The organism is Neobacillus niacini (genome assembly GCF_000759675.1).
Lineage (GTDB): Bacteria > Bacillota > Bacilli > Bacillales > Cytobacillaceae > Neobacillus > Neobacillus niacini_A.
In genome coordinates, this window is sequence record NZ_BAWM01000004.1 from 69,720 (window position 1) to 84,499 (window position 14,780).

Consider the following 14,780-nt stretch of genomic DNA (forward strand, 5'->3'; position numbering starts at 1 on the left):
TTTCAACACCTTTAAAGTACTTGAGCGAGAGATTATTTACTTAAATACCGCCAAATCGACGCTGACGATTCTGAAATGCTTCAATGGCTTCAATAAGATGTTTTTCTCTAAAATCTGGCCATAATACATCAGTAAACCAAAACTCAGTATATGCTAATTGCCAAAGCATAAAATTACTAAGCCGAATTTCACCACTAGTCCGGATCAATAAATCCGGGTCTTTTTGGTTGGAAGTCATTAGATACGAGGAAAATACCTCTTCGTTTAACTCGCTCTCTTTCAGTATTCCACTTTTATAATCATTTAAGACTTTTTTGGTCGCATCAATAATTTCGGATCTGCTCCCATAGTTAAGTGCAAAGTTTAATACAAGACCATCATTGTTCTTTGTATCCTCAATCGCTTTTTCTATTGCATTTAATGTATGTACTGGAAGTTGGTCTTTATACCCCATCATAGCTACTTGAACATTTTCTTCAATTAATTCAGGCAGAAAGGTTCCTAAAAATTCCTCTGGAAGCTTCATTAAATAGTCCACTTCATTTTTTGGACGTTTCCAATTTTCAGTTGAAAAAGCATATAACGTTAGCGTTTTTATTCCTAGGCTGTTTGCTAACTTCGTTATTTTACGCACAACCTTCATACCTTCATGATGTCCAGCAATTCGTGGCAAAGCTCTCTTCTTTGCCCAACGACCATTGCCATCCATAATAATCGCAACATGTTCCGGTACCGGCAATTGTCTAACCTTTTCTATATTTTCTCGGAGTGTGGAAGAGTTATTATTTTGATTCTTCCAAAGCCTTATTTTATTAAACATGACATTGCTCCTCCAAATTAAGATAATCATTTCCTCCGATAATAGATCATGCCCACAGAGCCTGTGTTGATATATATGAAGAATGCTGATTTTTGCATGCTTATATCATACCAAAAAAGTAAAAATATATCTTCTACTAATTAACTTATGAACTCGTACAAGAAATAAGAATGTTGTTTTATCTTATCTTTTAATAATCTTCAAGGGAAAATAGTGAAAAAACCCCCTAAAAAAAGAGGGTTCTCCAAAATAATTATACTTCCAGGATTTCTTTTTCTTTGTCTTTCGTTATTTGATCAATCTTGCTGATATGTTCGTCAGTTAGTTTTTGAATATCATCAGAATAACCGCGAAGCTGATCTTCTGTTATTTCACCGTTTTTCTCCAGCTTTTTCAAATCATCGTTACCGTCACGACGGATATTACGGATAGCAACTTTCGCCTCTTCAGATTCTTTCTTTACTAACTTCACTAGCTCTTTTCGGCGTTCTTCTGTCAATTGGGGGATGGCAAGTCTAATAACCATGCCATCATTTGACGGATTTAGCCCTAAATCAGATTTAAGAATTGCCTTTTCAATATCACCAAGAATTGATTTGTCATAAGGCTGGATGACAAGGAGTCGCGCTTCAGGTGTAGAGATACCAGCCATTTGATTCACTGGTGTAGGTGCTCCATAATAATCAATTGTAATTCTATCTAATAAAGAAGCACTTGCTCTCCCGGCACGAATACTAGCTAGCTCACGAGTATATGCTTGAATTGCTTTAAGCATTCTATCCTTCGTAGCTGAGACCACTTGTTTTGGCATTAATTTTTCCCCCTAACAATTGTTCCAATTTTTTCACCCATAACCGCGCGTTTAATATTACCTTGTTCCATGATAGAGAAAACAATAAGTGGAATATCATTATCCATACATAATGAAGACGCTGTTGAATCCATAACAGCCAATCCTTCTTTAAGCACGTCAAGGAAAGTCAAATCTTCATATTTTGTTGCATTAGGATCAACACGAGGGTCAGCAGAATAGACACCATCAACATTATTTTTTGCCATTAATATCACTTCAGCATCAATTTCAGCAGCTCGCAACGCAGCAGTAGTATCGGTTGAGAAATAAGGATTTCCTGTACCCGCAGCAAAAATAACCACTCGCTTTTTTTCTAAGTGTCTCATTGCACGACGTCTAATATATGGTTCTGCAACTTGACGCATTTCAATTGAAGTTTGAACTCGAGATTCAATCCCTAAGTGTTCTAAACTGTCTTGAAGTGCTAATGAGTTCATAACCGTAGCAAGCATTCCCATGTAATCAGCAGTTGCTCTATCCATACCCATCTCACTACCAATTTTACCTCGCCAGATGTTGCCGCCACCAACAACGACTGCTACCTCAACACCAAGTTCTGCGATTTCCTTTACTTGTCCAGCGATTGATTTAATAACGGATGGTTTAATGCCGAAGCTTGATTCTCCCGCAAGTGCTTCCCCGCTTAATTTCAGTACTACGCGTTTGTACTTAGGACCGCTCATATGAACCTCCTTATTATGTATATTATTATAAAAAATCTTTAAAAATAGGGAACACATCGTGTTCCCTATTCAAAACATATTTTGCGTATCGTGCCTTAAAACCAATTACTTTTTATTAACTTGGTTCATAACTTCTTCAGCGAAGTTGTCTTCACGCTTTTCAATACCTTCGCCTACTTCGTAGCGAATGAATTCACGAACAGTTGCTCCTTTTGATTCAACAAACTGGCGAACTTTTTGATCAGGGTTTTTAACAAAAGTTTGGTCAAGAAGACATACATCTTCGAAATACTTTCCAAGACGACCTTCAACCATTTTTGCTACGATATTTTCAGGCTTTCCTTCGTTAAGTGCTTGTGTAGTAAGTACTTGACGCTCGCGCTCAACTTCTTCTTGAGAAACTTGGTCACGAGAAACATATAAAGGCCTTAGAGCAGCAATGTGCATGGAAACATCTTTCGCAGAATCCGCATCAGTAGTACCTTCAAGAACTGTTAATACACTAATACGTCCACCCATGTGCAGGTACGCACCAAAAGCATCATTATCCGTTTTTGATACTACAGTAAAGCGGCGAAGAGAAAGTTTTTCACCAATTTTAGCAATAGCTGCATTGATATAGTCTGCAACAGTCACTCCATTAATAGTTTGTGCAGAAACTTCTTCAACTGTTGCTGGCTTGTTAGCAAGCAAGTGAGCAGCTAATTCTTTTACAAGATTTTGGAACGCTTCATTCTTTGCAACGAAATCAGTTTCAGAGTTTACTTCTAAAATAACTGCATCGTTTCCTTCAGCAACAACATATGTTAAACCTTCTGCAGCAATACGGTCACCCTTTTTCGCAGCCGAAGCAATTCCTTTTTCACGTAAGAAGTCGATTGCTTTATCCATATCACCATTTGTTTCTGTTAATGCTTTTTTACAATCCATCATTCCTGCGCCTGTTTTTTCACGTAATTCTTTAACCATTTGAGCAGTAACTGCCATTGAAAATTCCTCCTTAAACTATGTACTATACTATATCTTAGCCATTCCAAAATAAGATAAACATTTCTTAAAAAAAGGTGATAAAGGGTCTCCCTCTTATCACCTTTTGAATAAGTCACTATCTTACGCTTCTTGTGCTACTTCTTCACCTTGTTTAGCTTCAAGAATCGCATCTGCCATTTTACCAGTTAATAGTTTAACAGCGCGGATTGCATCATCGTTAGCTGGAATTACAACATCAATTTCATCTGGATCACAGTTAGTATCAACAATACCTACGATAGGAATGTTTAACTTTTTAGCTTCTGCTACTGCGATACGCTCTTTACGAGGGTCGATGATGAAAAGTGCATCAGGAAGTTGTTTCATGTCTTTGATTCCGCCTAGGAATTTTTCAAGACGTTCTTGTTCTTTCTTAAGTTGAACAACTTCTTTTTTAGGTAATACTTCGAAAGTACCGTCTTCTGACATTCTTTCGATATCTTTTAAGCGGCCAATACGCTTTTGGATTGTTTCAAAGTTAGTTAAAGTACCACCCAACCAACGTTGGTTAACAAAGTACATACCTGAACGAGCTGCTTCTTCTTTAACAGAATCTTGAGCTTGTTTTTTAGTACCAACAAAAAGGATCGTTCCGCCGTTAGCAGCAAGATCTTTCACCCAGTTATAAGCTTCTTCAACTTTCTTAACTGTTTTTTGTAGGTCGATGATATAGATACCGTTACGCTCTGTGAAGATATATTTCTTCATTTTTGGGTTCCAACGGCGAGTTTGGTGTCCAAAGTGTACACCTGCTTCAAGCAATTGCTTCATTGAAATTACTGACATGTTTTTTTCCTCCTATGGTTTCGTTTTCCTCCGCTAAGTCTCATTTTTAAACAGCAACTGTATTTACAGCACCGGCTGCCTAAATCAACAAGCGTGTGTAATAACACCGTTAAATAATATAGCATATGTCCAGATAACAATCAAGTTTAACTTTCAAAAAGGCTGTGATAAATTTGCCTGTTGATTTCCGCTCCAATCAACAGGGTGCATAATCAACAATTAGCTTTAACACAGCCTTCAAAAAAAATCCCTAGTTGGACTAGGGATTTTTTTATTAGTTGGATCTTAGTTTATCAAGTTCAACTAGGAATTTATCGTTTAGAACTTTGATATACGTTCCTTTCATACCTAAAGAACGAGATTCGATTACTCCAGCGCTCTCAAGCTTTCTTAAAGCATTAACAATTACAGAACGAGTAATACCAACACGGTCAGCAATTTTTGAAGCAACTAATAAGCCCTCGTGTCCATTTAACTCTTCAAAAATATGTTCAATTGCTTCAAGCTCACTATATGATAATGAACTGATTGCCATTTGAACAACAGCTTTACTTCTTGCTTCTTCCTCGATTTCTTCTGACTTTTCACGTAGGATTTCCATGCCGACAACAGTTGCACCATATTCAGCAAGAATAAGGTCATCATCATGGAACTTTTCTTGCAATCTTGCAAGGATTAATGTACCAAGGCGTTCACCGCCTCCGATGATTGGAACGATTGTTGTTAATCCTTCACGGAATAAATCTCTATTTTCTACTGGAAATGCAGTATATTGGCTTTCGACATCAAGATTTGAAGATGTTTCTTGAATATTAAATAGACCATTTGTATATTCTTCAGGAAATTGACGATCTTCTAGCATTTTTTTCATACGATCATTTTCGATTTGCTGGTTAATCGCATAGCCTAAAAGCTTTCCACGACGACTTACGATGAAAATGTTCGATTCGATAACTTCACTTAGTGTTTCAGACATTTCTTTAAAGTTCACTGGTTTTCCTGCTGCTTTTTGTAGTAACACATTAATTTTTCTAGTTTTTGTAAGTAAATCCATCTGTTTCTTCCTCCTAATTAACTGAAACGATTATTAAGTTTTATTGTTATATAATTACAAGATAAATTGGCTTAAATCCTTATTTTTGGATATTGCTCCAAGCTTATCATCAACATATTGTGGAGTAATGGTAATCTTCTCCATTAAAATATCAGGTGCTTCAAACGACAAGTCTTCTAGTAATTTTTCTAAAATTGTGTGAAGTCTTCTAGCACCGATATTATCTGTATTTTGATTCACTTCAAAAGCAACCTCTGCTATTCTACGAATAGCATCGTCAGAAAATTCAATTTGTATACCTTCTGTTTCTAATAATGCTTGATATTGTTTAATTAATGCATTATCAGGTTCAATCAAAATCCTGAAGAAATCCTCAACAGTTAACTTCGTTAATTCAACACGAATTGGTAACCGACCTTGTAGTTCTGGTATTAAATCGGATGGTTTTGACATATGAAAAGCACCAGCAGCAATAAATAAGATATAATCCGTTTTAATCGAACCATATTTCGTAACAACTGTTGAACCTTCTACAATTGGTAAAATATCTCGTTGGACGCCTTCACGAGACACATCTGCAGAAGAACCACTTGAATTTTTGCTGGCAATTTTATCAATTTCATCAATAAAAATGATACCAGTCTGTTCAGCACGGTAAACAGCTTCAGTCGTAACCTCATCCATATCAATCAATCTTGCGGCTTCTTCATTTGTTAATACTTTCCTTGCCTCACGGACTGTTAATTTTCTTTTCTTCCGTTTCTTCGGCATAAAGCTGCTCAGGGCATCTTGCATGTTCATACCCATTTGTTCCATCCCTGAACCTTGAAGCATATCAAACATGGAAGGAGTTTGCTCTTCGACTTCAACCGAAACGATTTCTTCTTCTAATTGTCCTAGAGCAAGTTTTTCCTTAACAATTTTTCTTTTTTCCGTTAAGGAATAATCTTCTTGATGATTTTCTTGTTCAGCTGTTGCATTTCCGCCACCGAATAACATTTCAAGTGGGTTTTTATAATTTTGCGCTTTCTTCGCAGATGGAACGAGTAAATCAACCAGTCTTACATTTGCGTTTTCCTCAGCACGTTCTTTTACAGATAACATTCTATCTTCTTTTACTAATCTGACAGCTGTTTCAACGAGGTCACGAACCATAGATTCAACATCACGACCAACATAACCAACTTCCGTAAATTTGGTAGCCTCTACTTTAACAAATGGTGCACCAACTAACTTGGCAATTCTTCGGGCGATTTCCGTTTTACCTACACCTGTTGGACCTATCATTAAAATATTTTTAGGAATAATTTCTTCACGGAGTTTTTCGTTTAACAAACCTCGTCTGTACCGATTTCTAAGTGCTACTGCAACTGCTTTTTTTGCATCCTTTTGACCTATAATATATTGATCTAGTCTTTCAACAATTTGGCGCGGTGTTAGGTTGTCTGTTTTAGCCATTGTAGGTTCCCTCCCGTTAGAGCTCTTCCACGATAATGTTGTGGTTTGTATATACACAAATTTCAGCAGCTATTTCTAAAGAAGCCTTTGCAATTTCTTTTGCAGAAAGATGGTCACCTGCATATTTCTTTAGAGACCGTCCAGCTGCGAGCGCATAATTCCCACCTGATCCAATTGCTAGAATTCCATCGTCAGGCTCAATCACTTCTCCTGTTCCTGATACGAGGAGTATATCTTCTTGATTCATGACAATTAACATGGCTTCTAGCTTTCTTAAGACCTTATCACTTCTCCACTGTTTAGCAAGCTCAACAGCAGCTCGTTGGAGGTTTCCGTTATATTCTTCTAATTTGGCTTCAAACATTTCAAAAAGAGTGAATGCATCGGCAACAGAACCGGCAAAACCAGCTAATACCCTTCCATTAAATATCTTTCTAACCTTTTTTGCTGTGTGCTTCATCACTACTGCATTTCCAAATGTGACTTGGCCATCACCAGACATAGAACATTCACCATTATGATGGATTGCAAATATCGTCGTGGCATGAAATTCGTTCATCATTCTTCCTCCTCTAGCATTTTTACTAGCAAACCTATGTAACAAGAGATTGTCATAAGTAGACAAGTGCATTACACTAGAATAGTATGAAAACTTTATTCATTTATTCCCTTTTATGTTTGGGCATATACGTTTCAATTGATTCCATTCAATCCTCACTTGTTCACACATGAACAAAAAGAATTTACGCTGAGCATATTGGGATTGTCCAATTGTATATTGTGATTAAATTTTATCCATTTGTAAATGGTTGTTAACTAACGTTAATAAAACAGTCACATTTATTAATATGTCCACCTCACAAAGGCTACTAAAGCGTAACACACTTCTTAACCACTTGCAATAAATTTTACAAAACTTTCACAAAGTTCTGAATTGTTTCTAATGCTCTGTTTGCATGCTGCGTATTACGTTCCTGTTTTCCCTTAATTTTTTCTGGCAAATCCGGGAAAAGTCCAAAATTCGCATTCATAGGTTGGAAATTCTTTGCATTAGCCGTGGTAATATAACGCGCCATACTTCCGATTGCCGTTTCTACAGGGAATTCTAGCGGATCACTTCCCAAAGCTAACCTAGCAGCATTTATTCCAGCAGCTAGTCCACTTGCTGCCGATTCTACATATCCTTCAACACCTGTCATCTGTCCAGCAAAAAATAAATTTTCCCGTTCCCTAAATTGATAAGAAGCTTTAAGGACCTTCGGTGAATTGATAAAGGTGTTTCGGTGCATAACTCCATAGCGTACAATCTCGACATTTTCAAGTCCAGGTATTAATTGAATGACTTCTTTTTGGGGACCCCATTTTAAATGAGTTTGGAAACCAACAATATTATAAAGAGTTCCCGCAGCATCATCTTGGCGAAGTTGAACGACAGCATAAGGTCTTTTTCCTGTTTTCGGATCCTCAAGACCAACTGGCTTTAATGGTCCAAATAACATCGTTTTCTTGCCACGCTCGGCCATAACTTCGATCGGCATACAGCCTTCGAAAAAGATTTCCTTTTCAAATTCCTTTAAAGGAACTGTTTCTGCTGCAACTAGTGCTTCATAAAAGGTGTTGAACTCTTCCTCAGTCATTGGACAATTTAAATAAGCAGCTTCACCTTTATCGTATCGCGATTTCAAATAAACCTTTTCCATATTAATGCTATCTTTTTCAAGAATAGGTGCTGCCGCATCATAAAAATAAAGGTAATCCTCGCCCGTTAATGATTTTAGATTGGCGGATAATTCCGGACTCGTTAATGGACCCGTTGCAATTACCGATATTCCCTCAGGAATATCTGTCACTTCCTCATTAATGACCGTTACATTTTCATGATTTCTTACCATTTCTGTCACTTTAGCCGCAAACTCATGACGGTCAACTGCCAAGGCACCGCCTGCTGGGACTGAGCATGCGTCTGCTGCAGTGATAATAACAGAATCAAGTATTCTCATTTCTTCCTTTAATACGCCGACAGCATTTGTTAAGGTATTTGCTCGTAAGGAATTACTACATACCAATTCCGCGAATTTATCAGTATGATGAGCTGGTGTTTGTTTAACTGGTCTCATTTCATAAAGACGGACTTTTACACCACGATTAGCAATCTGCCAAGCAGCCTCACTTCCTGCCAAACCAGCCCCGATTACATTTATTGTTACATCACTCATGTTATCCCTCCTGATTTTTACAAAGCTGATGTTCCATGAATCTAGCTCTACTTTTTACTATGATTACTTTTCCCTCTTTTTAGCCCATCTTGCATTGTACTATACGAATCAAAAACAAAAAAGTTTTATGATTTAAAAAAAAAATAAAAGAGTGAGCTTTGCTCACCCTTAACTTTAACTTTGTGGTTCTTCCTTGTAATCACATTCCGTACATTGTACTTGAACACCTTTTTTTAATTTCTTTTCAACGAGTGGGCCTGAACATTTAGGACAGGGTCTTGGTAAAGGTTTATCCCAAGAGATAAAATCACATTCTGGAAACTTGTCGCAGCCGTAAAAGAGTCTCTTCTTCTTACTTTTACGTTCAATGATATTTCCCTCTTTACATTTTGGACAGGTAACACCGATTTCCTTAACAATGGCTTTTGTATTGCGGCAATCAGGGAAATTACTGCAGGCCATAAATTTACCATATCTGCCCATTTTAAACACCATTGGGCTTGAGCATAATTCACAATCCTCGCCAGCTGGCTCATCTTTAATTTCAACAGACTGCATTTCTTTTTCTGCTATAACAAGATGTTTCTCAAATTCCTGATAAAAACCATCAATGATTTCAACCCAGCGAACTTTACCATCCTCAACATTATCTAAATCCTGCTCCATTTTAGCGGTGAAATCAACATTGATAATATCTGGAAAGAATTCAAGAATTAATTCATTAACAATTTCACCTAACTCAGTAGGAATAAATCTTTTATTATCCAGAGCGACATATCCACGCTTTTGGATTGTATCCAAGGTCGGCGCATAGGTGGATGGACGTCCAATTCCTAATTCTTCAAGCGTTTTAACCAATCTTGCCTCTGTATATCTTGGTGGCGGCTGAGTAAAATGTTGTTTAGGTTCAATATCCTTTTTGAAAACAACATCGCCTTCTTGTAGATTTGGCAGCATTTTGTCACGTTCTTCAACTTGATCGTCTGAACCTTCCACGTACAGCTTCATAAATCCTGGAAACTTTATTTTTGAACCAGTTGCACGGAATAGGACATTACCATTTTGTAAGTCAACACTCATCGTATCCATAACAGCCTGAGCCATTTGACTTGCTAGAAATCTCTCCCAAATTAATTTATATAAACGCAATTGGTCTCTTGATAAAAATTGCTTCAAACTATTTGGGTCACGTAAGGCACTTGTCGGGCGGATAGCTTCGTGAGCATCCTGTGCATTTGATTGTTTTTTCTCCTTTCTTTGTTCTTCTTTTAAGTATTCCTCGCCGTATTCACTAAGGATATATTCTGCAGCTTCTTTTTGGGCAACTTCAGATATACGCGTTGAGTCTGTTCTCATATAGGTGATAAGACCAACTGTTCCAGATGAACCAAGCTCAATTCCCTCGTATAATTGCTGTGCCAGCATCATTGTTTTCTTAGCACGGAAATTGAGTTTCCTTGCCGCTTCCTGCTGGAGGGAAGAGGTGATAAATGGTGGAGAAGGATTTCGTTTACGCTCTTTTTTGGTTACCGAAACCACCTTGAATTTATCGCCTTCCATTAGTTTTAATATTGCTTCAACATCCTGTTCCGATTTAAGTTCTGTTTTTTCCTTGTCAGCTAGAGAGAAATAGGAAGCACTAAAATGATCTTTCCCCTTAACCAACTCGCCTTCAATTGTCCAATACTCTTCAGGAATAAATGCTTTTATTTCATTCTCACGTTCGATGATTAAACGGACTGCAGTAGATTGAACCCGTCCTGCACTTAATCCTTTTTTTACTTTTTTCCAAAGAAGCGGGCTAATGTTATAACCTACAAGACGATCTAGAATCCTTCTTGCTTGCTGAGCATCAACTAAATCCATATTGATTGGTCGTGGGTGCTTGAAAGATTCTTTAATTGCTTCCTTGGTAATCTCATTAAATACAACACGACAGTCTGAATGTATATCTACATTTAAACTATGTGCAAGGTGCCATGCGATAGCCTCTCCTTCACGATCCGGGTCAGCCGCGAGAAATACTTTTTTTGCTTTTTTTGCAGCTGTCTTTAATTCCTTTAATACCGGACCTTTGCCGCGAATCGTAATGTATTTGGGTTCGTAACTGTTTTCAACGTTGACCCCCATTTGACTTCTAGGCAAATCACGTACGTGCCCCATGGATGCTTTTACTTTATATTTATTTCCTAAATAGCGTTCAATTGTTTTCGCTTTTGCCGGTGATTCTACAATTACAAGAAACTCTGACATTCAAATAATCCTCCTCAAGGGGATATAAGAAATATGAAAGCACCCTAAAAATGAAAAGTGTCAGATTTAGACCTGCTTACAATTTGAGAAGTTTTCCTAAATTCCAAATTTGTCAATTCGGATCGGAGAAAATACTTTACAAAAATGACTTATCCCTAAATTTTTCCTATTATATAATCATTCCTAAACAAGTGGAAAGTGTATTCATCATTAATACCTCTTATTTTTAAACAAATAGCCATTGATGTCAATGATGACGAAACCGTTTACAACTAGTTAATGATAATCATACGCCAAATTATTCCTATTTACACATTCTTTTTTTCGAATATCTGTTGGAAAATGTATAACATATTAGAAATAATTTCAAGCTTTTTTTAACATAATTCTCCTATTATCCGAAAAAACCTTCAAAAATACTAAGATTTTCATTGATAATGTTAATAATCAATACATGATTATAACCGAAGTTCCTCTAAAATATCCTCACTGCTCATTACAAGCTTTGCACCCTGCTTGATGAGGTCATTCGTACCCAATGAACTCGGATTAAATATACTTCCTGGAAGCGAAAAAACCTCACGGCCTTCATTTACAGCATAGTTAGCCGTAATAAGAGAACCACTTTTTCGTTTTGCTTCTATTATAAATGTACCATTTGACATCCCACTTATGATTCGATTGCGAGCAGGAAAATGCCAACGCATCGGTTTCGTATCTGGAGGATATTCAGAGACGACTAACTGTGTTTTCATCATTTCTCTTGCCAATTCAGAATTCTCCTTTGGATAAACATGATACAATCCTCCGGCTATTACGGCAATGGTATTCCCTCCGTTTTTCATTGCATATTCATGTGCGAGTGTATCAATACCAGTTGCCAAACCACTGACAATAACCAGTCCTTTTTCCACTAATCGAGGAAACATTAGACCTATTGCATTCTTACCATATTGTGTTGCTTGACGTGAACCTACCACTGCTAGCTTTGGTTGTTTATCTAGCAAGTTAAGATTTCCCTTTACAAATAACACCCAGGGAGGCTGGTATATTTCTTTTAACAGTTCAGGATAATTCTTATCTAAAATTGAAATGGCTTCTATACCATTATTATTAAATTGGCGGATATTTTCATGAATGATTTCGGTTTGAAGGGCAGGAATGGAAGGATTCTCAGTAGTCGAGTTGGTGGTGGCTTTAAGAAGGAATAAATTTTGCTGGAAGGATTGAGGTTTATAGTCCTTTAATGTTTGGAGCGATGGGTCTTTTTTTAACAATTGAAAAACTGAATTCCATGAAATACCCGGGTAGTACATTAGGGTTATGAGTTTTTCTTTAAAATCATCCATTAATTTACCTCCATTATTTGCAAAAATAAAGAGAAATAGTCCCTTCAAATATAGGGACTATTTCTTCTATTCTTAGTGTGTTTTACACTTATCGTATATACCTTGCTCTTTTAATACCTCAATTAATGTTTCACCCATAACAGATGGAGTATCAGCAACTTTAATACCGCATTCATTCATGACACGGATTTTTTCATCTGCTGTACCTTTACCACCTGAAATAATCGCACCAGCATGACCCATACGCTTCCCTGGAGGCGCAGTACGTCCACCGATGAAGCCGACAACAGGTTTAGTCATATTTGCTTTTACCCACTCAGCCGCTTCTTCCTCAGCTGTACCGCCGATTTCACCAATCATGATAACAGCATACGTTTCAGGGTCTTCATTAAATGCTTTTAACACGTCGATGAAGTTTGTACCGTTAACTGGGTCGCCACCAATACCAACAGCTGTAGTTTGACCAATTCCAGCTTGAGTTAATTGATGTACAGCTTCATATGTTAATGTTCCTGAACGGGAAACAACGCCAACATGGCCTTTTGTATGAATGTAACCAGGCATGATACCAATTTTACATTCATCCGCAGTGATAACACCTGGGCAGTTAGGACCTACTAAGCGAGTCTTTTTGCCTTCCATATAACGTTTAACCTTAACCATATCTAATACAGGGATGTGCTCAGTAATACAGATAGCTAAATCTAATTCAGCATCGACAGCTTCAATAATTGCGTCAGCTGCAAATGGTGCTGGAACATAGATAACGGAAGCAGTAGCGCCAGTAGCAGCAACAGCTTCTTTCACTGTGTTAAAAACAGGTACTCCTTCAACTTCCATGCCGCCTTTTCCAGGTGTGGTACCAGCAACAATTTGTGTACCATATTCAAGCATTTGTTTTGTATGAAAAAGGGCAGTTGATCCTGTAATCCCTTGAACTATTACTTTTGTATCTTTATTAATAAAAACGCTCACGTTAATTCCCCTTTCTTTCGATCCTATTTCACTAATGAAACGATTTTTTGTGCACCGTCAGCCATTGATTCTGCAGGAGTGATAGCTAAACCAGACTCAGCAAGGATTTTCTTGCCTAAATCAACATTTGTTCCCTCAAGTCGAACAACAAGAGGTACACTTAGCTGCACCTGCTTAGCTGCTTCTACTACACCCTCAGCAATGACATCACATTTCATGATTCCGCCAAAGATATTGACAAAAATACCTTTTACGTTTGGATCAGAAAGGATAATTTTGAATGCTTCTGTAACTTTCTCCGCAGTCGCACCGCCCCCAACATCAAGGAAGTTAGCCGGGTCGCCGCCATAGTGCTTAACAATATCCATTGTTGCCATAGCTAGTCCAGCACCATTTACCATACAGCCGATATTTCCATCTAATGAAATATAGCTTAAATCATATTTTGATGCTTCGATTTCCTTTGGATCTTCTTCTTCAAGATCACGGTAAGCAAGCACGTCTTTTTGACGGTATAAAGCATTTGAATCAAAGTTTAATTTTGCATCCAGTGCCATTACTTTTCCATCACCAGTAACAACCAGTGGGTTGATTTCGGCAATTGAGCAATCCTTCTCAATGTAGGCACTGTATAAGCCCATCATGAATTTAACAGCTTGATTGACTAGCTCTTTTGGAATGTTGATATTGAATGCGATTCGGCGAGCCTGATAAGGCATTAAGCCGACCACCGGATCAATTTCTTCTTTGAAGATTTTTTCCGGAGTTTTTTCAGCTACTTCTTCAATTTCTGTTCCGCCTTCTTCAGAAGCCATAAGCACAACTTTTGAAGTAGCACGATCTAATACGAGACCAACGTAGTATTCTTTTTTGATGTCGCAGCCTTCTTCAATTAATAGACGCTTAACTTCTTTACCTTCAGGACCCGTTTGGTGTGTAATCAACGTTTTCCCTAGGATTTCACTAGCGTATGTACGCACTTCTTCAAGGTTTTTAGCGACTTTTACCCCGCCAGCTTTACCCCTGCCGCCAGCATGGATTTGCGCCTTTACTACACATACTTGTGTGCCTAATTCCTTTGCTGCTTCAACTGCTTCTTCAACAGTAAATGCCACTTTGCCATTAGGAACACTTACCCCGTATTTTCTGAGGATTTCTTTCCCCTGATACTCATGGATATTCATTTCCCATCCTCCTATCAAACTCTTCAAAAAAATTGACTCCGTTTTCATTTTATATAATGACTGAAACCTTGTCCACAGTTATGTACAAAAAAATTATATTGCTCATAATATTATGAATAC

Annotated in this window: 13 protein-coding genes; all 13 read right to left on the reverse strand. The window is 37.6% G+C overall.

Features of this window, described 5'->3' with window-relative positions:
- Window positions 1–40 precede the first annotated feature (40 nt).
- The 13 genes from TR08_RS01390 to sucC all read right to left on the reverse strand — a co-directional run bounded on the left by TR08_RS01390 (window position 41) and on the right by sucC (window position 14,660).
- Window positions 41–820: an isoprenyl transferase gene (locus TR08_RS01390; protein ID WP_045515216.1), complete on the reverse strand. Its 780-nt coding sequence runs from the start codon at window positions 818–820 to the stop codon at window positions 41–43.
- A 253-nt stretch (window positions 821–1,073) separates the two neighbouring features.
- Window positions 1,074–1,631 carry a ribosome recycling factor gene (frr, locus tag TR08_RS01395; RefSeq protein WP_045515218.1) on the reverse strand — a complete coding sequence of 186 codons (558 nt, stop codon included), beginning with the start codon at window positions 1,629–1,631 and terminating at the stop codon, window positions 1,074–1,076.
- Complete coding sequence (gene pyrH / locus TR08_RS01400) at window positions 1,631–2,356, reverse strand: UMP kinase (protein ID WP_045515220.1); 726 nt, start codon at window positions 2,354–2,356, stop codon at window positions 1,631–1,633. Before pyrH ends, frr begins: the two co-directional genes overlap by 1 nt.
- A 105-nt stretch (window positions 2,357–2,461) precedes the next feature.
- The gene (gene tsf, locus TR08_RS01405; protein ID WP_045515222.1) at window positions 2,462–3,343 is read right to left on the reverse strand and encodes a translation elongation factor Ts; all 882 of its coding nucleotides are present in this window, start codon (window positions 3,341–3,343) and stop codon (window positions 2,462–2,464) included.
- 123 nt (window positions 3,344–3,466) lie between these two features.
- Window positions 3,467–4,171, reverse strand: a complete 705-nt coding sequence (gene rpsB, locus TR08_RS01410) for a 30S ribosomal protein S2 (RefSeq protein ID WP_034677043.1) — start codon at window positions 4,169–4,171, stop codon at window positions 3,467–3,469.
- Window positions 4,172–4,445: 274 nt separating this feature from the next.
- The gene (codY, locus tag TR08_RS01415) at window positions 4,446–5,225 is read right to left on the reverse strand and encodes a GTP-sensing pleiotropic transcriptional regulator CodY (RefSeq protein ID WP_045515233.1); all 780 of its coding nucleotides are present in this window, start codon (window positions 5,223–5,225) and stop codon (window positions 4,446–4,448) included.
- 54 nt (window positions 5,226–5,279) lie between these two features.
- Window positions 5,280–6,683, reverse strand: a complete 1,404-nt coding sequence (hslU, locus tag TR08_RS01420; protein WP_045515235.1) for an HslU--HslV peptidase ATPase subunit — start codon at window positions 6,681–6,683, stop codon at window positions 5,280–5,282.
- 16 nt (window positions 6,684–6,699) lie between these two features.
- Window positions 6,700–7,242: an ATP-dependent protease subunit HslV gene (gene hslV / locus TR08_RS01425; RefSeq protein WP_045515237.1), complete on the reverse strand. Its 543-nt coding sequence runs from the start codon at window positions 7,240–7,242 to the stop codon at window positions 6,700–6,702.
- 349 nt (window positions 7,243–7,591) lie between these two features.
- Complete coding sequence (trmFO, locus tag TR08_RS01430) at window positions 7,592–8,899, reverse strand: FADH(2)-oxidizing methylenetetrahydrofolate--tRNA-(uracil(54)-C(5))-methyltransferase TrmFO (protein ID WP_045515239.1); 1,308 nt, start codon at window positions 8,897–8,899, stop codon at window positions 7,592–7,594.
- Window positions 8,900–9,073: 174 nt separating this feature from the next.
- Complete coding sequence (gene topA, locus TR08_RS01435; RefSeq protein ID WP_045515241.1) at window positions 9,074–11,152, reverse strand: type I DNA topoisomerase; 2,079 nt, start codon at window positions 11,150–11,152, stop codon at window positions 9,074–9,076.
- Between the two features lie 458 nt (window positions 11,153–11,610).
- A complete protein-coding gene (gene dprA, locus TR08_RS01440) occupies window positions 11,611–12,501 on the reverse strand; it encodes a DNA-processing protein DprA (protein WP_045515243.1) in 891 nt (296 codons plus the stop codon).
- A 72-nt stretch (window positions 12,502–12,573) separates the two neighbouring features.
- Entirely contained in the window at window positions 12,574–13,476 is a 903-nt protein-coding gene (gene sucD, locus TR08_RS01445; protein ID WP_045515245.1) for a succinate--CoA ligase subunit alpha, read from the reverse strand.
- A gap of 23 nt (window positions 13,477–13,499) precedes the next feature.
- Complete coding sequence (gene sucC / locus TR08_RS01450; RefSeq protein WP_045515247.1) at window positions 13,500–14,660, reverse strand: ADP-forming succinate--CoA ligase subunit beta; 1,161 nt, start codon at window positions 14,658–14,660, stop codon at window positions 13,500–13,502.
- Window positions 14,661–14,780 lie beyond the last annotated feature (120 nt).